This window comes from Cryobacterium flavum, assembly GCF_900103805.1.
Lineage (GTDB): Bacteria > Actinomycetota > Actinomycetes > Actinomycetales > Microbacteriaceae > Cryobacterium > Cryobacterium flavum.
Genome location: NZ_FNIB01000020.1, coordinates 21773 through 40338 on the forward strand (window position 1 = coordinate 21773; position 18566 = coordinate 40338).

Here is an 18566-nt window from a genome sequence, read left to right on the forward strand (position 1 = left end):
GCCCCGCCAGCTCGCGCCGAAGGACACGCGCTGGTGGGCAGGTGCAGCGATTCTCACCGTGTCATTGCTGCTTCTGGGTTTTGTGAGCCACGTGGCGCTGTTCTCCGTCTTCCAACACCATCGCGCCCAAGACCTCAGCTATCAGCAGCTGCGCACGACACTCGCCAAGGCGGAGACCCCGGTCGGCCAACTGGATCTGGATGCCGAACTTGTGACCATTGGCACTCCGGTGGCGCTCATACAGATCGGAGCAACACAACTTACTGAAGTGGTCGTCGAGGGGTCGACCGGTGAGGCGCTGCGCGCCGGCGCCGGTCACCGCCGGGATTCGGTGATGCCCGGCCAGGCTGGCACGAGCGTGATCCTCGGACGACAAACCGCGTATGGCGGACCGTTCGGATCCTTAAACGAGTTGAAGCCGGGCGACGAGATCGCTGTGACGACCGGACAAGGCGTGCACAGCTACACCGTGTTCGCCCTCCGCCGGGCGGGCGACCCGATGCCAGCGCCACTGGCGCAAGGAAAAGGCCGGTTGGAGTTGATGACCGCCGACGGTCTCGCTCTCTTCCCGTCCGGTGTGCTGCACATCGACGCCGAGCTCACCTCCCCCGTGCAGACCACCCCGACTAAGGTACTTGCCTACCCGGCGCTACCCCCGATCGAGCGGGCAATGGGACAGGACCAAAGCCGCCTGTTCAGCTCCTTCTTCATGTTGGTCATTTTCGCCGCAGCCGGAATCACACTCTGGTGGCTCTGGACTCGCTGGGGCAAATGGCAAGCCTGGCTGATCGGTGTGCCCATCATGCTCGCCCTCGGCGTCACCGCCGCAGACACCATCATGAACGCGCTGCCTAACCTTCTCTGATTTTATCGCACCTGAACTTTCACCTCACGATACTCAAGGACACCAATGACTGCCCAGTCTCCATCTCGGCCCGCTGACCACAACGACCTGACCGACGCACACCTGACGGCTGCGGATGCTGCAGAGCTGGCCGCCGTGCGCGTACCGCTGCACTCCGAAGATCCCTCGTTGTACCTCACCACGGTACTGGAGTCCGTCGAGAGCGACACGGTGCTTGGTACGCGGCCGGAGACCTCCCTGAATGCGGATGCAGAAGTCGTCGATGCCCATGTTCACTCTGATGCGCCGCGACCGGTCTTATCGGCTCTGGAGGCGCGGGATGTCTCTGCGTGGTTCGGCACGCACAAGGTGCTTGAACGAGTCTCGCTCACGATGGAGGCCGGCCAGGTGACGGCCTTGATCGGCCCGTCCGGCTGTGGCAAGAGCACGTTTCTGCGCATTCTCAACCGCATGCACGAACTGGTGCCGCTGGCGTCGTTGGCCGGCGAGGTGGTACTCGACGGAGCCGACATCTACGACCGCACGCGCAAACTCACCGACGCCCGACGCCACATCGGGATGGTATTTCAAAAGCCCAATCCCTTTCCGGCGATGTCCATCTACGACAATGTGGTCGCAGGCCTCAAACTCACGGGCATCCGCGCCTCTCGCGACGAGAAAGACGAAGTCGTCGAACGCAGCCTCACCAGCGCTGGACTCTGGCGCGAGGTCAAGGACCGGCTGCGCCAACCGGGCGGTGGGCTCTCGGGCGGACAGCAGCAGCGGCTCTGCATCGCACGCTCACTCGCGGTAAAACCGAAGGTGCTGCTGATGGACGAACCCTGCTCGGCGCTCGACCCCACGTCGACGCGCGTGATCGAGGAGACCATGGGCGAGCTGCAAAAGGAGGTCACAATCGTGATCGTCACCCACAACATGCAGCAGGCTCAACGGGTCTCGCAGAAGTGTGCATTCTTCCTGGCATCCCAAGGCACGCCGGGCGGAATCGTGGAGCACGGCGATACGGATGCCATGTTCTCCGAACCCCAGGACGAGCGCACTTTCGACTACGTGAACGGCCGGTTCGGATAGCTGATGAACGGGAACGCTCCGACGGATCGGCCGCTCATACTCAGGGCCTCCACAGTCGAGGCCGCACAGGAAAATTCGGGCAGATGACACCCGGCAACGACCCTGAACTGCTCGACGGGCGGTACCGGCTGGGCGAGCTGCTCGGCGTCGGCGGGTCGGCATCCGTATTCGCTGCGGAAGACATAACCGCCACCGGCCAGGGCGATCAGACGTCCCTGGTCGCGGTGAAAATGCTGCACCCGCACCTGTGTCGTGACGCCGCGACTCGGGAGGCCTTTTTTCGGGAAGCGCGCGCCGCGAAACCGCTGAGGCACCCCAACGTTGCCGCCGTGCACGAGTTCGGACTGCACGAGGCGGGTGGCGTGACGATGGCGTGGATCGCCCTCGATCTTGTTGACGGGCCTACCATCTCCGACTGGGTCGAGGCCAACGGCCCCCTGCAACCCGCGTCGGCAGCGGCTGTGCTCGACGGGGTACTCGCCGCACTCGAAGCCGCGCACGCGCTGGGGATCGTGCACCGGGACGTCACTCCGCAGAACGTGATGCTCGACGGCGCTGGCAGAGCGCATCGGGACGAAGCGCTCACCAGCGCACAGGTGCGGCTGGTCGATTTCGGGCTCGCCGCCGCGACCGGGTACGCCGCCCTCGGCAGCGACGTGCTGCTCACTGAGCACGAGCCTGCGGCGAGCGGCAGCGCCGGCCCCACTGAGGCGACGACTAGTGAATCGGCGCGGACCGGTGTGGTCGGCAACGTGAATTTCATGTCGCCCGAGCAGGCGCAGGGCAAACCCGTGCGCGCTGCCGGTGACCTGTACCAGTGCGGTGCACTGCTGTATTTCATGCTCACCGGGCAGCCGCCTTACCCACGAGACGTGGCCGCGCTCGTGCTCGAGGCGCACGTCTCAGCACCCCCACCGGTGCCCTCCGTGCTGGTACCCGCAGCGCGGGCGCTGGATCGCATCGTGACGCGAGCGATGACGAAAACACCGGCGCGGCGCTACCGCACCGCGGCCGAGTTTCGCACGGTCCTCGCCGATGCCATCAGCCGGGACACGAGTCGACTGTCAGCCACGGATGCGACCGCGATCGCTATCGGACTAAACAGCCCGACGGCAGTGACCAAAATGCTGGCTCCGGGAGGGGCAGGCAATCTCGACTATCTCACTCCTCTGGAACCCGCCGCAGACCACGAGACGACGCAATCGGCGTTCGCCGGAAGTACTGGCGGTGTCGTCACCATGCTCAGCATCGCTGCCGTTATGGGGCTCGCGATCTGGGGAACCATCTCCGCAACGGCCGGCCCCGGGATGTCCGAGCCGACATCCCCGGGATACGTGACCAGCCCGACAGCGACCGCCATACCACCGCACGCGCCGACTGCGACGCCGACCGTGCCTCCGACCGTTCCCCCGACCGCGACGCCGACCGTGCCGGAGCAGGTCATGATGCCGACGCTGTTCGGCACCCTCACCGACGCCGAGACCACCCTGCGCGCCGCCGGACTTACCCTGGGCACCATCACCCGCATCGAATCGGCCGAGGTCGCCGACCGGGTTCTCAGCCAGTACCCAACCGCCGGAGAGCCGCTCCCGGCCAACTCCGCCGTTAATGTCACCGTCGCAAGCGGCACGAACACGGTGCCGCAGGTGGGCGGGATAAGCGCCGCGGCGGCGATCGCGCTGCTGCAATCTGCGGGCTTCGCGGCCACGATGATCCCCGTGGACGGCCCAGTGACGGCGACCGTCACCGGTACGCAGCCCGGAGCCGGGGCGGTGCTTCGCGTCGGACTGACCGTGACACTGCTCTTGCCCACGCCAGCTCCCTCGCCTGGCCCGGAGCCGACATCGACCGCCCCGCCCGCGGCGCTGCCCGGACGACAGGAGTCATTATGAACCCCAACACCAGACAGGCCCCCCTGGCCGCTGAACCCACCGGTTCCGTGGAGCCAGGCGACGGCCAGGCACGCTGTGCTGCTGTCACGCACGAGCGGCGCAAAAAACGCACAGTTCTCGCGCAGATCGGCATGTTCCTCAGTATTGGTGTGATCGCCGTGGCAGCTACCGCCGCGATGAACCTTGCAAGTCTGAAGCCTCCACCAATGCAGCTGCCTACGGCCATGGCAGAGGTCGCCCCGGTCCCGGGCAGCGCCACCGTGAGCGGGCAACCTGCACCGAATACGCAGAACACCCCGGACGCGTCGTTGGGATCGGCGAGTGCAGCGGTGGCGCCCATCGTTGGTGTCGACCCGGCGTGGGCAGAGAAAGTCTCCGCCGCGACCGGTATTCCACGTCGGGCGCTGACCGCCTATGCCGCCGCTGACCTGACCGTCGATGCCGAACAACCCGGCTGCGGGATCGGCTGGAACACTCTCGCCGCGATCGGGGAGATCGAATCAGGGCACGGTGGCCACGGCGGCGCTGTGCTCAGCGACACGGGATATCCAACACCCGCGATTCGAGGGATTGCGCTCGACGGCAGTGGGGTCGCCGCCATCACCGACACCGACGGCGGTGCGTGGGACGGCGACACAGTGTGGGACCGAGCGGTCGGGCCGATGCAATTCATCCCGGAAACGTGGGCACGGTGGGGTGCCGACGGAAACGGTGACGGTGCCGCCGACCCGAACCAGATCGACGACGCGGCGCTGGCGACCGCCCGATACCTGTGCCACGGCGGCGACATGACCAGCACCGAGACATGGCGCGCCGGCGTATTCTCGTATAACCACGTCGATTCGTATGTGAACAACGTTGCCGTTGTGGCCAACCAATACGCGCAGCAATCAGCAGGCGCACAATGAGCCTCCCCCAGCCTCTGTAATGATTACTAGCTGGCAGGCGAGGCTCGAAATGCCTTGGTTGAGCCGTGGTCTTCAACCGGCTCGGAGAAATTCACCACCGGCCCTTCGAACAACAACGCTACTGCGCCAGCGGGCCGAACTTCCTCGCCGCCGTAATCATCCTCTGGAACACGGTCTACCTCGACCACACCATCACCAACCTCGGCAGCGCCGTGGACCCGGATCTGTTGAGGTTCCTCTCACCCCTGCTGGGAACACAGCAACCTCACCGGCGACGACATCTGGACATACGGCAGCCGGATATTAAATCCGGACTTCGCGTCATTTCGCTGGGGGAATGATCCCGTCGATCGAAAGTTTGACTACAGGCCTGTCCCCGAGAGGCGCGTCGAGATCGATGAGTAACGAGCCCTGAAACGCTAGGGCGGTGCACGCGTCCGGCGCTTCCGGCAAGGTGCCTTGGATGAGCGCTACAGCGACTTCCGAACCGGTTTGCTCAGTGATTGCGCGCGTTCCGTAGCAGGCAGGATTTCCTCCAACGAAGAACACACGAACCTGGGTGTCCGTGACGTTCGCTGAATCTGTCCATGGTAGAACTCTCTCCTCGACGAGATCATCGCGTGGAATTTCATCTTCAGGTGTTGGACTGCCACTGGTAGAGGGAGCTGGCACTGCAGTGGAACCGCCCTCTTCGACCCCGGGCGAGTCGTCAGAGGTGTTTGTTGAGCACGCAGATGCTCCCAACATGCACACAGCTAAAAACGTTCCCGCCACGAGTCGTGTCGATCCCGACAAATCTGTCCCCTACAATCTGCATGGTCACGTACCGCCGGGTGGTGCAATTCACTGTCACCGTGCGGGTCAGCTGACTTGATTATGCAGCACTGAGCTCGGAAATGAGAATTATCCCGTCAGAACGCTGGCATCGGTGGCGGTGAGAGCCGCGTTGAAAGCGTCCAGTTGGCGCATGGAATCCTCGGAAAGGTAGCGGCGGGCGGGGCCAGCCTCCCACTCGTCGTGCTGCTCGACGAGCACGACTCCTGCGAGGCGGAGCAGTGCTGCGGGGTTGGGGAACAAGCTGACGACGTCGGTGCGGCGCGATATCCGCGTTCGGGCTGGCGAGTAGTGCTTGATGGTATGTGATCTCTCACCACATCGTTTACACCTCACTCAACACATTGCACACAAGATCTCTCACGACATCGCTGACAGGTAGCAAGGGTCGCGGGTTTTCCCGGCTGATGACGGACTTCTCGATAATGGGAGGTGCCAAAGTCATTAACGGCGACGATTCGTCGCTAGATCATCGAGTTCAACCCCGACCTTCCCGAGGGGTTGAGCATCTCGGAATTCTGCAAGCAAATGGGCATCAGTCGGCCCTTTTACTACAAGGTAAAGAAGTGCTATCTGCGGCCATCAACGATCTCTCGGATCTTCATCACGATGGCCGATGAATAGCCTTTGCGACACGCAGAATAGGTGACTGGATAGTTGACAACTTTCGCTGTTTTGGATCATGCGATCGCATTGTCGCGTAATCGAACGTATAGGTGACACGTGTCGAGCATGGGTTGAGTGCCCGCTAGCCGAACCCTGAACGGACCGCTTGCAGGTGTCATTGCTGCCATCATGAACGGACTTCCGTCGTTCCATGGGGGATACTGCTCTTTTCACGCGCTGTTTGAGAGGGAATCCGGACGGCCACGGCACTCAGGATGAGGCCAAGCACAGCGAACCCGGCGCCAGCGAAGCCGCCCCAACGCATCATCCCGGCAGCAACTGCGACACCTCCGAGTGCGGCACCTATGGCGTTGGCCAGATTGAACGCTCCGACGTTCACCGAAAGCGCCAATGACGGTGCGGCGGCGGCATGACGCATCACGAGGGATTGCAAGGGTGCAATCGTAGCGGTCGACAACAACCCCAACATCAAAACCAGGGCCACCATAGCGGTCGGCATTTCAGCCGCCAGCGGGAACACAAACAAGGTAACGATGAGGGCAATAAAGACTCCAGCTAAAGTGCGACCGAGTGCCCGATCAGCCAGGCGTCCTGCTACGAGGTTGCCGACGACTCCGCCGATGCCATAGGCCATCAGCAGTACCGGTATGGTGCCTGCGGCGATGCCCGTCACGTCAGTCAGGAGCGGCACGAGGTAGGTAAACACGATGCCGACCCCTGCGAACCCGACTACGGTCGTCGAAACGGCCAATAGCACCGGCCTTCGCAGTAGCGCTCGGATCTCATCGACGATTCCCGTCGTGGGCGCTGGGGTGCGGGGCATCGCCCACGCCAGCAGGAGCAAGCCAATGAGTGCGACGGCAGCGATCACAACAAACGGAAGCCGCCAATTCGTGCCTCCGCCCAGCAGCGCTCCCAACGGCACTCCCAGTACGGTGGCCAGGGTCAATCCGGAGGTCACGATTGCGACGGCCTGCCCGGACTTCGCTGGTCCCATCGCTGTGGTCGCGGTGATCAGACCGATTGCAAACAGTGTTGCCTGGCTGCAGGCGGAAACGACGCGTGCGATCATGACCCAACCGAACGCGGGGGCGATTACAGTCAACGTAGTACCGGCGATGAATACCACGGCCAGACCCAGTGCCAGTCCTTTCCGCGGCAGCCGAGCGGTGAGCACGGTAATGATCGGTCCACCGATAGCTACCCCGAGCGCGTAGGCGGTGACCGTCTGGCCCGCGGTGGCGATATCGACAGACAGATCAAGGGCAAAAAGAGGCAGCATGCCTGCGACGAGATACTCTGCCGTACCAGTGCAAAACACCAACAGCACGAATCCAGCCAGCACCACTGCCGGGCGTGCAGCACGATCACGTGGGGAATTTCGAAGGACGAATTTTTCATTGTTCACTCTGATAGCATCAACTCTCACATCAATGAGAAGGCAAGCTCGCCGAGAGGAGTCGTTGGTCACGTGCGAATTTCTGAAGTTGTCGAACACTCTGGAGTGCCTGCCAGGCTGCTTCGATACTACGAAGAACAGGGCCTCCTCAACCCCCTGCGCAACCCATCGGGATACCGCGACTACACCGATCAAGATATCGAACTCGTTCGCCGCATCCGCCACTTTCTTGATGCCGGGCTCAGCACCGTTACCATCCGAACGGTGCTGCCCTGCCTGACAGACCAAGCAGGACGCCTGGCTCCAATCTGCACCGACCTCATTGAGGACCTCAAACGCGAACAAATTCGCATTGAAGCCTCCATCGACGCCCTCAAGCAATCCCGTGATGCCATCGAAGAAGTCATCGCCGCCGGCGTGTCTCTGCCCGGATGATGAGCTTTGCGACACGCTCGCTAGCGAAAAGTCGTGCGCCCGAGGACATGTCCGCGATATCTCCCTTTTGAGACGACGCAGAATTACCCTAGTTTTTGTTATGGTTTTTGGTTCAATGCATGCCCGATCAGGGCCCAGCTTAAAGGAGGAGACGGATCACTATTTCGCGGTGAGTGCGCCCGGTATATAGGTGGGAGATGCGCGCCGGCGATGAGATTCTCGGAACCAACGTTTGATTTGAGGCGTGGCCTCGACTATGCGGAAGGGATGCTGCCAGCTCCTCTGGTCGACGAATTTCACGAGGTCCTGCCTCGAATGACGCCCCGAAGGCGAACGACAAACGCGACAGATCTAGGGCTGATCCACGCAACGGCCCAACGCTCTGAGGCCGTGTCAGAAGGGACCCCTATCGGGAGACTTTTGCGGAGTCCTGAGGACTCCTGCGGAGGACGTGCGCCGAACGATTGTCAGTGCGATGAGCGCCGCAGCCTCGCACAGCGATCCGGCAACGATCCAAACGACGGTGTAGGAACCAGTTGTGTCTCGTGCAACGCCTCCGAGGAACGCCATCAGGCCGGCCCCCACTTGGTGAGAGGCATTGATCCAGCCGAAGACGATTGCGCTGTCCTCGCCGTAAAACTCGCGGCACAGCGCAATTGTTGGCGGGACCGTGGCGACGTCAAGGATTCCGAAGAGAATGACAAAGGCGATCATCTGCGGCTGAACGGTTGACGTCATCAGGATTGGCAGCAGCAGGAGTGACACACCGCGCAGTGCAAAAAATATGCACAGCAGACGTCGAGGGTCCACTCGGTCGGTGAGCCAGCCCGAGGAGATCGTTCCAACAACATTGAAGATCCCGATCATTGCCAGCATGGACGCGGCTACGGTCATGGGCATTCCATGGTCGTGCGCGGCAGGGGCGAAGTGGCTCCACATGATGCCATTCGTCGTCGCTCCACAGATAGCGAACGTCAACGCGAGCAACCAGAACGGCATGGTTCTGACGGATGTTCCCAGAACACGCACTGTGCGGCGAGCGACCCCGCGGACCGGGCTGGGTTTCGGAGCAAACTCCCGAGCGCCAAAAGCCGTGATTCCCACATCGGCAGGATGATCACGCAGCAGCAGCCACACGAACGGCACCACGATGAGTGCAGTCAGCGCGATCGTCATGATGGCTGGCCGCCACTGATAGTGGTCAATTATCGACGACAGGACAGGCAGAAAAACGAACTGACCAAAGACACTCGCCGCAGTCAACAGGCCCGTCACGAGTCCACGGCGCTTGACGAACCACCGATTTGCTACGGTCGCGGCAAACACCATGGTGACGGAACCGCAGCCCAGGCCTACCAGGAAACCCCAAAACAGAACGAGCTGCCAAGACGACGTCATGATCGTGGTGAGAGACGAGCCCGCGGCGATGATCAGAAGGGCACCGGCAATCACGCGCCGGATTCCCACCTTGTCCATGAGCGCCGCGGCAAACGGAGCGGCCAACCCATAGAGCACCATATTGACCGACACGGCTATCCCAATCGTGCCGCGCGACCAGTCGAATTCCGTATGCAGCGGGTCAACAAGTAAGCCCGACATAGTCGTGAAAGTTCCGGCGGCGATGATAGCCAAGCAAGAAACGCCCGCTACCCACCAGGCACGATGCACCCTGGGTCCCCGAGCATCGGACGTAGTTTCCGCGATTTCTGTCACATAAGCCAGCCTGCGCAATCAAACCAGTCTCCACGAGTGGCTCTAAAGCCAACATGCGTAAGATTCAAGCCATGAGTATCTTCATGCATTCGAACCGACACCATGTGGCTGTTCTGGTCCGCGACGGGCTCCTTCCAATCGAAATGGGCATAGCGCAGCGATTGTTCGGTCAGGCCAAATCTGCCGACGGTGAATTCCTATACGAGGTCGTGACGTGCACGCTCATTCCAGGGCAGGTCAGGACCGACACCGACATCACCGTGAACGTGGCACACGGCCCAGCAACCTTGAGCGAAGCTGACACCGTGATCGTGCCCGCATCCGATGAGGACTACGAACCGCAAGGCCGTGATCGGCTCAGCGCTCCACTCGCCGACGCTCTTGCTCTTATCCGGCCAGCCACCCGGATTGCGTCGATATGCACCGGATCATTTGTGCTTGCGGCGGCGGGCCTCCTCGATGGCCTGAGAGCAACGACCCACTGGAAAGTTGCGGAAGAATTCTGCCGTCTCTATCCGGCCGTGGAGCTGGACCCTGACGTTCTCTACACAGACGAAGGAAGGATCCTGACTTCTGCGGGCGTGGCCTCTGGTATCGACCTGTGTTTGCACATGATCAGGAATGACTTCGGTTCGGCAGTGGCCAATGACGTCGCTCGCGGCACAATCGTCGCTCCCCATCGAGACGGCGGGCAAGCGCAGTTTATCCAGCGCCCAGTTCCAGAGCCCGGGCTCAGTCAGACGAGCAACTCGAGACGGTGGGCGAGTGAGCACCTCGACCAGCCGTTGACCCTGCATGACCTAGCCGAACAAGAGTCCGTCAGCGTTCGAACATTCACTCGCCGATTTCGACAAGAGGTCGGTGTCTCCCCCCTCCAATGGCTCAACCAGAAACGCGTCGATCGCGCCAGACAGCTGCTTGAAGAAACGGATCTGACCATCGACCGAATCGCAGTGCAAGCAGGTTTTGGAACCACGGCATCGCTGCGCCAACACCTGCAGTCAACGCTTGGCATCTCTCCGAGCATGTACCGCAACACTTTTCGCATTCCCGAGCCCGACTGAACACGACGCAGACCACCACGTTCTTCGCGGGCAACTACCCTGCCTGTGCTGACCCCTAACCGGGACGATCAGCGGGCGCCTTTCGAGCGGCTCCGCCCAGGCGATTCGCGGTCCCGATTAGCCGGGATGTGACTGCCCGCAAGCCGAACCTCCTGCGGGACGCGCCTTGGGTGATGGAGGGTTGGTAGCGTGACCGGATGACTACTCAAACGCTCGTTGTCGCTGCGGTCTGCTTTCGCGACGCCGCCGACAGGATACTCACCGTCCGAAAGCGTGGCACCGGCTGTTTTATGCTGCCCGGCGGCAAATCCGAGCCCGGGGAAGGTTCTGAGGCGGCCGCTCTCCGGGAAGTTCACGAAGAGCTGGGCGTGACGGTCAGGTCGGAAGACCTCGCCTTGCTGGGTAGCTGGACGGGAACCGCCGCAAACGAGCTGGACACACTCGTCGACGCGACCGTCTACCTGAGCACTGTTGTCATCACGCCGGTAGCGTCAGCAGAAATTGTTGAACTGCGATGGGTAGATCCCACCGCCACTTCCGAACCCGAGTTTCCAATTGCACCGTTGTTAACGGACTTCGTGTTTCCCTCTCTGGCCGCATAATGCAGATCGCAATCTTCACCGGATCCGCATCCGGTCACAGCCCCGTGTTCGCTGAAGGGGCTGCAACACTCGCTCGCACGTTGGCTGAACAGGGGATTGGGATCGTTTATGGCGGTGGAAATGTTGGCTTGATGGGCATAATCGCGACCGAGGCACTGAGCCACGGTGGTGCCGTCATCGGCGTCATGCCGGGATCTCTCGTCGACCGAGAATTGGCCCACCCGGGCCTCACCCGGTTGGAAATCGTGGCGACCATGCACGAACGAAAGGCGCGTATGGCCGAGTTGTCCGACGCCTTCATCGCTCTTCCGGGCGGGACCGGAACTCTGGAGGAGTTCTTTGAAGTCTGGACCTGGCAGCAATTAGGAATCCACAACAAGCCCGTCGCGCTGTACAACGTCGACGGTTTCTGGGATCCCCTCATCGCGACGATCGATGCCAGCGTAGACGCAGGATTTCTCCGAGGCGCCTACCGGGACGCGCTGATCATTTCTGACAACTCTCAAGACCTGCACAACCAGCTCTCGGTCTGGAAGCCGGCACCGCACAAATGGCATACAAAAACCTCAACTGACGTGGTCCCGCTCCCGTAAAGTCTCGTCATGGCGCCTAACGACAGCCTGGTCGATAGAGCACGTACGCGGATGTTCCACATCGGCTTAGGCCGCCCCGCAAGCCGAACCCTCAACGGGACGAAGGACTGCGGAGACCGCGTCCATGGGGTCGCGACAGTACTAACCCCCAACATTGGGTTAGCAATATTCGGAGGCTTTTTCCCGAACGGTTACGTCGTCGGAAGACCGCGGTAGTACTGTCCGTGGGGTGCCGTGAGAGCGACCGGGACACCGTCTCTTGCCAGCACTAAGTCGCCGTTCAGCTTGATGCCGGCAGGGATCTGCGCGGTCGTTTCCGGCAACACCTGACTGCCTTCGTTGCTCAGCCACACGGCGTCAAGGCGCGAGACCTGGTCGACGAAACGTCGACGCTGCTCGACGTCAAGATAGACCAACACTGCGCTGTGAAAGATCACCAGGGTTGCGTCACGCGGGGCCCGCGCTGCAAGATCCGCTATCTGCATGTTCAGATCACCGGCAACGAGTAGCGGTGGGTCCTTAGCTACAACTCCGGCGGCCGCGTGGAGGCGCTCACGCCGGGCGTCATGTTCCGGCCAGATCAACGCTTCGAGCCAGTCGACGCTCTCGCTGTCGGCAACGTCGATCGGATTCAGGTCGATCCCTCCTCGCCAGACCACGTCAGGCATCCGCACCGGCGGCCAGCCCGGTCCGCTCAGAGCGCAGTCGAGAACGACGGCACTCGGACCGTCCTGGGGATCAAGGTCGTGACGCGCGCCGGCTGAGGTGAACCGATAGCTGTAGCGGTCCGGGTAGAGACACAATCCGGCCGAGGCGCCGACTTCGAGCAGGGCTACAGGGCCGGGGATTGCCGCAATATGTGGAAGCAGAGTCGCGCACCGGGCTGCCTCATTCGTCTGGGTTGAGCGAGCCATGATCACGGGAACGACCTCGGTCCACGCCGAGTTCAGCCACTCCCGAAATACGTCATAGCCGTCGAGAGGCGCCCCTTGAGATCGGGCGGCGGCGAACACCAGATTCGCCTGCTGTTTGTGTCGGGGCAGGGCCGCGATGAGCGACTGGACATGCACGTCGCGAGCGACGCCCAAGCCCCAGTCCTCGTAGATTGCCGAGACGCCTCGTGCCTCGAGCTCCGCAAAGCGTTGATAGTAGTCCGCGACGATCTCCATCCTCACAGGCTAGTAGCGCCTCTCTGCCATCCAGAAACTGGCGAAAACTAACCGTCACCGATTCTGGATGCGACACTCACAAGAGGGTTCCATTGTGAGACGCTGCACACACCTCTCGGACCTCGAGCGCGACCTAGCTGGCTAAATGGATGTCCCGGCGGGCGAACCCTCTACGGGCCGGTCGCGCCGCGCGCGTTTTCCGCAACGCTGCTGGCATGCTGTCAGCTATATATGTGCGCTTCGAGGCAACGGTCGCGAACTCACGCGGTGTGACGCCGGGGATCTTTGCGCTTGCAAACGAGCTTGCTCACTCCAACAAGCTCAGCGACGAGGACTTCGTCTGGTGGCGCGAAAACAATGACTGGTTCAACGCGGCCTACGCCAACCCAGGGGCGATCGACAGCACGCTTTTCGACCGTTCCGTCCATCCCCGGACCGTCTGCTGGTTCAAGACGAGTGCTAATCACCTTCTGACGCGAGCGACTGGATACTTGAACCTCTTGGATCGCTACGGCGTTGGCTGGGTAGAACGTCGATCCAAAGATCCCGGCCTGATCTTGTACGAAGACGACGTCCAGGTGGTCGTCGCAACGTGACCGCAAGCCGAACCCCCTGCGCGACAGATCTGGGGCTAAACCACCCGGCGGCCGAGTTCGCCGACGCTGTGTCGCAGGGGAACCCGCACTGGGACGAACGCTGGTGACCACTGTGGGACGATGATCGCGCCGGCGTAGTGCTCAATCGTACCGCCCTAGAGCGGGTGCCCTTTTCTCGCCACGCATTAGTAAGTTGGCATAAGTTAGCTGATCGATCTCGTCTCTGCCGCGGTCCCTGCGGTTAATCAGTTGCGGGCATTGGCAGCGCAACCAAGCACAGCGCGTCAGAGGTGCTCCCTGCCGGCAAGGGGGGTTACCTGCGCGCCCCATATGCTTGTATCCATGATCGCCGCCATCGCCTTCGTCACACTGATTGGCCTGCTGGTTCTCTTCCAGCTTTCCCTCGCCTTCGGCGCGCCGTGGGGACGATTCGCGTGGGGCGGGCAGCATCCCGGCGTGCTGCCGTTCGGGTATCGGATCGCCTCCGGCGTCTCCATCCTGATCTACGGGTTCATCGCCCTGCTCGCCCTCGACCGGGCAGGTGTCATTGACGTGTTTCCGAACGCGTTCTCGACAGTGGGGATCTGGGTGGTCTTTGGATACCTCACTCTCGGCGTGGTGATGAATGCGATCTCCCGGTCCAAACCGGAGCGGTATGCGATGACGCCGGTTGCCCTCGCGCTCTCGTTGCTCGCGCTGCTGATCGCGTTGAGCGGCCCCGCTGAGGAATCGTTCGCCGGCATGGTGCTCGATGACGGGGACGGACCGGTGTTCTGCACGACGATCATGGAGTCCTACCCGCCCCAATGCGGCGCCGACTCCCCTTCTATTACCGGGTGGGATTGGCCCGCGGTCGAGCACGAGCAGTCGCAAACCATCCGCTGGGGCGAGTACCGGTTCAGCGGCGAGCGCGAAGGCAACACCATCTCCATCAGCGGTTCGCCATCGCCGCTGCACTGACCGGGCGGGGGGAAGGAAGGAACGCACCGATTAGGTGTAGCTGTCTTCGGTACGAACTCTGCGTCGGCCGTGATCATCTACGCACGCTGAAGCCCGCAAGCCGAACCCTTTACGGGATGCTGCCGCATGGATTCCTCGCTGGCTACGAACGCTGGGTCGTCGAGGGAATCCCGGCCGGCGAACGCCACCGCGGTGATCACGAATGATTTCCCTCCTTCTTTGGGAGGATGTTTCCGGGTGAGCACGAGGGCTGAACGTTCGCGCCCGTACTGTTGCCCTATGAAACACAACCTCCGGATTGCGAAGATTGCACTCTTGCCCCTTGCGGGAGCGACCTTTATCCTGCTCTGGATCATCGGAGCGGCGAACTCCATCTCGGAGGATCTACCTGTCGAGTGGATCCCCTATGCGGCTCTGGGACTGGCCATCGCCCTGGGTCGAATGTTGCCCGTCAGCGCATTGGGCCTCGTCGTGGCTACGGTGTTGGGCCAACTTCTCCTTCCGGGGTTGCGATTCTTTGAGACCAATACGGCCGCGTACCTCGGCATCGTGTTCGTCGTGGGGATCGTCGCCGCATTCGCCCCCAAACGCATCCGAATGCTCGCCCTGGCGATAAGCGTCCTCGTGGGTCTCGCGGTCGGCGCGATCGCTTCTCCCCGTTGGCAGATCGCCTCAGACGTTTCAGGTCCGATTGCCTCGATGGTGTTGGGGACGGTCGTTTTCGTCGTGGCCTGGGCGCTGGGATTCGCCGTGCATCTGTTTTTGGAGAGAGATGCGGGGCTACACCGGGCACGCGTACTGGAAGACGAGGTTGTCGCCGCCGAGCTCGAGCTCGCCATCGCGATAGAGAGAGACCGGACGGCGCAGGACGTGCACGACATCATGGCGCACTCGCTGTCGGTCATCGTCGCTCAGGCAGATGGGGCGCTGTTTCTTCAGGATCAGCGTCCGGAAGCCACCTCGGAGACGCTCCGGACAATAGCAAAGTCAGGGCGGGAGTCGCTGGGCGAGCTTCGCGTACTGCTGCAATCGCTCTCGACCTCTCCAGAGGGGCATTCCTATCCCTCGTTGACGGATGTGGACGATCTTGTAGAACGCATGAGGAAGTCAGGGCTGAACGTGACCGATGTTACGTTCGGCGAGGCGGGTCCGCTGACGGCGGGGCAACAGCTAGCCGTCTACCGCATCCTGCAGGAGAGTTTGACAAACGCCCTGAAACACGGGATCGACCCTACGATTGTGCGGATAACGCGCGACTGGCGTGGCCCGGGCCTAGCCCTCAGCGTCGTATCGACTGCTTCACTTCCGCTGCCCGAGTCTGCGCCACGGCACTTCTCACGCGGAATCACTGGAATGACTGAACGCGCACGTCTCGCGGGAGGCTGGCTGGCCGCGGAATTGGACGATGAGGATCCCCGACGGTTCATCGTCACTGCGTTCATTCCGACCATGCCCGTATATGAGGATGCGACGACCGCATGAAGAGCGCGATCCGCGTGGCCATAGCCGATGACCAGAAACTCTTCTGCTCTGGAATCCAGATGCTGATCGAATCGCAACTCGATCTCGAGTTCGTCGGTGCTGCCTACGACGGCGAAGCGATTGTCGAGCTTGCGCTGTCTCAGAAAGCCGACATCGTCCTGATGGACATTCGGATGCCCATCGCGAACGGCATCACCGCGACCGAGATTATCCGTGCGAAGGCTTTGGGTGATGCGCCCAAGATCATCATCCTCACCACCCACGAACGCGACGTCGCCGTGCTGCAGGCGATCAATGCTGGAGCCAGCGGCTTCCTACTGAAAGACGCCAACCCCGCATTCTTACTCGAAGCCATCCGCACCGTCCATGGCGGCCAGTCCGTAATCGCACCACGAGACAGTGTCGCCGTTATCAAGGACCTCATTCCCACCGAAAGTAAGCGGGCAGACTATGCGGCGATCAGTCACCTGTCCGCGCGTGAAAAGGAGATCTTTCTCCTGGCCGCGCGCGGGCTGAGCAATAGCGACATCGCGACGACCGCCTTCATATCGGAGACCACCGTCAAGAGCCACGTTTCCAACATTCTTTCAAAACTCACTCTGAGCTCGCGTTTACAGATCGTGGCCTTCGCCTACGAGAACGGACTATTGCGATGACCCTGCGCATCCTGCTCGTGATCGACTACAAACTCAAATACATGGGCGGTGCCCAAACGGCATTCCTACAGCAGGCACGCGCCCTGGCCGCGACCGGGCATACTGTGACTATCGCGGCGCCCGACGCCTGCTCCCAGCTCGACCTCGCCGCCGCGGGCGTGACCTGCTGGGACTCTCCCGTCACCTTCGTGGTCCCGGGCGCTAACCTGCCAATCGTTGGCAATACGGCCCGAACCCAAGCCGTCGTGAACCGGCGGTTGGCCGAATGGCAGACCGATTTGGTCATTACGCATTCAGAATTCGGTCTAGCCGCCGCCGTGCTGAAAGTTGCCGCAAAACGCGGCATCCCGAGCATGCACGTCGTGCACACCTTCTTCTGGCGTGGCCCCCGAATCGCAACCTTGGCCGCACCGCTGGTCGCCACCGTTCACGGCTGGACTACAGGCCTGGCTCCGTCACGGCGACGTCTGGCTCCCCGACGGTTGGATAGCGCGCTGCGTGGGATGACCTTGAGCGTGGCACAAGCGGCTGACTTGGTGATCTCGCCCTCCCACCATCAGGCATCGGCGCTGCGCGCGGCGAGATTGCACAACGTCACGGTGATCTCCAACACCAGCGAGGACCTCCACAGCCGTCCACTCATCAGCTCATCGACTGGTCCACTCCGGCTCGTGTGGGCGGCACGATTTGCCCCGGAGAAAAGACTCGATGTCGCACTTTCAGCCATGACGATCGTGGAGGGCATCCTGGGTCACGGCGTCGTGCAACTCGACATCGCTGGCGGTCGCGCGTCTCGTGAAGCTCCCGCCTCTGTGATCTTCCACGGACGTATATCGTCCGCTGGTGTCACTCAGCTGCTTGATTCGGCTCATGCGGCCGTCATCACGTCGAACGGGTTCGACAATCAGCCAATGATCGCTATCGAAGCATTCAAAGCCGGTCGACCCGTGATCGTCTCCGACCCCACCCTCGCCACCGAATTCGGTATCGCCGCCATCGCAGCGAGCGACACAACCGCCGAGGGCCTTGCACGCACCATCATTCGGCTCGCGGGGGACCGCGACCGGCTGCGTGCACCCGCGGCCGGTGCGAATCGTTTCTCAGCACAGGCCAGCGCCCAACAACACGCCTGCAACATTGGACAAGCATTCCTCCGGATAGATTCTGTCAATACCTCGTCGCACAAGTACGCTGAGCGATTCATCTCGCGCGGCCGGACGCAACCAGTTGAGCACCGGCAAGGCAATCTCCCGCCGTCAGCAATCGCCCCAAAACACGGCGATCAGATTTCGGAAAAAGTTCCCACGTCTAGTCTTTCAAGCGTGTAACGGTTATGCCTCAGCGCGCCAAGTGGCGGCGCTTGTCAAGGGCCATGAGGAACGGCCCACTGGCGGCCACTAGAAATGCCCGCTGGTGGCCATGAAAACTGCCCAGTCATGGCCAACAGATCTGCCCACCAAGATTTGGCGGCGGTGGCCATGCTCGGGAGCAGGATCAGGTCATCGGGGTCACGCCCTTCCCGGCGAGGGCCTGCGTGAGGCGGATGGAGTCGCCCGAGGTTTGGCAGACGTGAGCGTGGTGCAGGAGCCGGTCAACGGTCGCCGTCGCGAGGGTTTTCGGCATGAGCTCGTCGAATCCGGCGGGGTGAAGATTTGAGCTGACCGCGATGGATCGCTTTTCATAGGCGGCGTCGACGAGGC

The 18566-nt window shown here is 61.9% G+C and carries 17 protein-coding genes and 3 pseudogenes; 15 read left to right on the forward strand and 5 right to left on the reverse strand.

All coding sequences use genetic code 11. The annotated features are described in order from the left end of the window. Nucleotides 1-58 precede the first annotated feature (58 nt). From BLS91_RS18170 to BLS91_RS18190, 5 genes and pseudogenes are all read left to right on the forward strand, one after another. A complete protein-coding gene (locus BLS91_RS18170; protein ID WP_159433905.1) occupies nucleotides 59-865 on the forward strand; it encodes a sortase in 807 nt (268 codons plus the stop codon). A gap of 306 nt (nucleotides 866-1171) precedes the next feature. Next, nucleotides 1172-1936, forward strand: a complete 765-nt coding sequence (gene pstB / locus BLS91_RS18175) for a phosphate ABC transporter ATP-binding protein PstB (RefSeq protein WP_420838512.1) — start codon at nucleotides 1172-1174, stop codon at nucleotides 1934-1936. 83 nt (nucleotides 1937-2019) lie between these two features. Next, a complete protein-coding gene (locus BLS91_RS18180; RefSeq protein WP_092342303.1) occupies nucleotides 2020-3828 on the forward strand; it encodes a protein kinase domain-containing protein in 1809 nt (602 codons plus the stop codon). Continuing rightward, entirely contained in the window at nucleotides 3825-4736 is a 912-nt protein-coding gene (locus BLS91_RS18185; RefSeq protein ID WP_241982979.1) for a lytic transglycosylase domain-containing protein, read from the forward strand. Before BLS91_RS18180 ends, BLS91_RS18185 begins: the two co-directional genes overlap by 4 nt. 36 nt (nucleotides 4737-4772) lie before the next feature. Continuing rightward, nucleotides 4773-5039: pseudogene (locus BLS91_RS18190) on the forward strand (Tn3 family transposase); the annotation flags it as partial. Nucleotides 5040-5639: 600 nt separating this feature from the next. Here the strand turns inward: BLS91_RS18190 and BLS91_RS18195 are convergent. Beyond that, nucleotides 5640-5840: pseudogene (locus BLS91_RS18195) on the reverse strand (transposase); the annotation flags it as partial. A gap of 198 nt (nucleotides 5841-6038) precedes the next feature. Here BLS91_RS18195 and BLS91_RS21010 point away from each other — a divergent pair. Next, nucleotides 6039-6146, forward strand: a pseudogene (locus BLS91_RS21010) (helix-turn-helix domain-containing protein); the annotation flags it as partial. 217 nt (nucleotides 6147-6363) lie between these two features. Here BLS91_RS21010 and BLS91_RS18200 read toward each other — a convergent pair. Further along, on the reverse strand, nucleotides 6364-7605 hold the full coding sequence (locus BLS91_RS18200; protein ID WP_198412696.1) for an MFS transporter: 1242 nt from the start codon (nucleotides 7603-7605) through the stop codon (nucleotides 6364-6366). A gap of 63 nt (nucleotides 7606-7668) precedes the next feature. Between BLS91_RS18200 and BLS91_RS18205 the strand changes: the two genes are divergently transcribed. After that, on the forward strand, nucleotides 7669-8031 hold the full coding sequence (locus BLS91_RS18205) for a MerR family transcriptional regulator (RefSeq protein ID WP_092342305.1): 363 nt from the start codon (nucleotides 7669-7671) through the stop codon (nucleotides 8029-8031). A 393-nt stretch (nucleotides 8032-8424) separates the two neighbouring features. Here BLS91_RS18205 and BLS91_RS18210 read toward each other — a convergent pair whose 3' ends face one another. Beyond that, nucleotides 8425-9663 carry an MFS transporter gene (locus BLS91_RS18210; RefSeq protein ID WP_241982980.1) on the reverse strand — a complete coding sequence of 413 codons (1239 nt, stop codon included), beginning with the start codon at nucleotides 9661-9663 and terminating at the stop codon, nucleotides 8425-8427. 164 nt (nucleotides 9664-9827) lie between these two features. Here BLS91_RS18210 and BLS91_RS18215 point away from each other — a divergent pair, with 164 nt between their 5' ends. The 3 genes from BLS91_RS18215 (at nucleotide 9828) to BLS91_RS18225 (ending at nucleotide 12003) form a co-directional block, all read left to right on the forward strand. Further along, on the forward strand, nucleotides 9828-10808 hold the full coding sequence (locus tag BLS91_RS18215) for a GlxA family transcriptional regulator (protein WP_338061609.1): 981 nt from the start codon (nucleotides 9828-9830) through the stop codon (nucleotides 10806-10808). Between the two features lie 197 nt (nucleotides 10809-11005). Continuing rightward, nucleotides 11006-11410 carry an NUDIX hydrolase gene (locus tag BLS91_RS18220; RefSeq protein WP_092342311.1) on the forward strand — a complete coding sequence of 135 codons (405 nt, stop codon included), beginning with the start codon at nucleotides 11006-11008 and terminating at the stop codon, nucleotides 11408-11410. Next, a complete protein-coding gene (locus BLS91_RS18225; protein WP_174774943.1) occupies nucleotides 11410-12003 on the forward strand; it encodes an LOG family protein in 594 nt (197 codons plus the stop codon). The genes BLS91_RS18220 and BLS91_RS18225 overlap by 1 nt, the downstream gene beginning before the upstream one ends. 191 nt (nucleotides 12004-12194) lie before the next feature. On the opposite strand, the gene BLS91_RS18230 is transcribed toward BLS91_RS18225, so the two are convergent. Then, nucleotides 12195-13172, reverse strand: coding sequence for a DUF2332 domain-containing protein (locus BLS91_RS18230; RefSeq protein ID WP_092342313.1), 978 nt, complete (start codon nucleotides 13170-13172; stop codon nucleotides 12195-12197). Between the two features lie 215 nt (nucleotides 13173-13387). On the opposite strand from BLS91_RS18230, the gene BLS91_RS18235 reads away from it, so the two are divergent. The 5 genes from BLS91_RS18235 to BLS91_RS18255 all read left to right on the forward strand — a co-directional run bounded on the left by BLS91_RS18235 (nucleotide 13388) and on the right by BLS91_RS18255 (nucleotide 18194). Beyond that, entirely contained in the window at nucleotides 13388-13768 is a 381-nt protein-coding gene (locus BLS91_RS18235; protein ID WP_092342315.1) for a hypothetical protein, read from the forward strand. A 342-nt stretch (nucleotides 13769-14110) separates the two neighbouring features. Next, a complete protein-coding gene (locus tag BLS91_RS20840) occupies nucleotides 14111-14728 on the forward strand; it encodes a hypothetical protein (protein WP_241982981.1) in 618 nt (205 codons plus the stop codon). A 237-nt stretch (nucleotides 14729-14965) separates the two neighbouring features. Next, nucleotides 14966-16210 carry a sensor histidine kinase gene (locus BLS91_RS18245; protein ID WP_159433906.1) on the forward strand — a complete coding sequence of 415 codons (1245 nt, stop codon included), beginning with the start codon at nucleotides 14966-14968 and terminating at the stop codon, nucleotides 16208-16210. Then, entirely contained in the window at nucleotides 16207-16866 is a 660-nt protein-coding gene (locus tag BLS91_RS18250; RefSeq protein ID WP_092342319.1) for a response regulator, read from the forward strand. The genes BLS91_RS18245 and BLS91_RS18250 overlap by 4 nt, the downstream gene beginning before the upstream one ends. Further along, on the forward strand, nucleotides 16863-18194 hold the full coding sequence (locus BLS91_RS18255) for a glycosyltransferase family 4 protein (protein ID WP_092342321.1): 1332 nt from the start codon (nucleotides 16863-16865) through the stop codon (nucleotides 18192-18194). The genes BLS91_RS18250 and BLS91_RS18255 overlap by 4 nt, the downstream gene beginning before the upstream one ends. 166 nt (nucleotides 18195-18360) lie before the next feature. Here the strand turns inward: BLS91_RS18255 and BLS91_RS18260 are convergent. Further along, a partial coding sequence (locus BLS91_RS18260) for an ATP-binding protein (protein WP_159433907.1) occupies nucleotides 18361-18566 on the reverse strand: 206 nt, incomplete at its 5' end.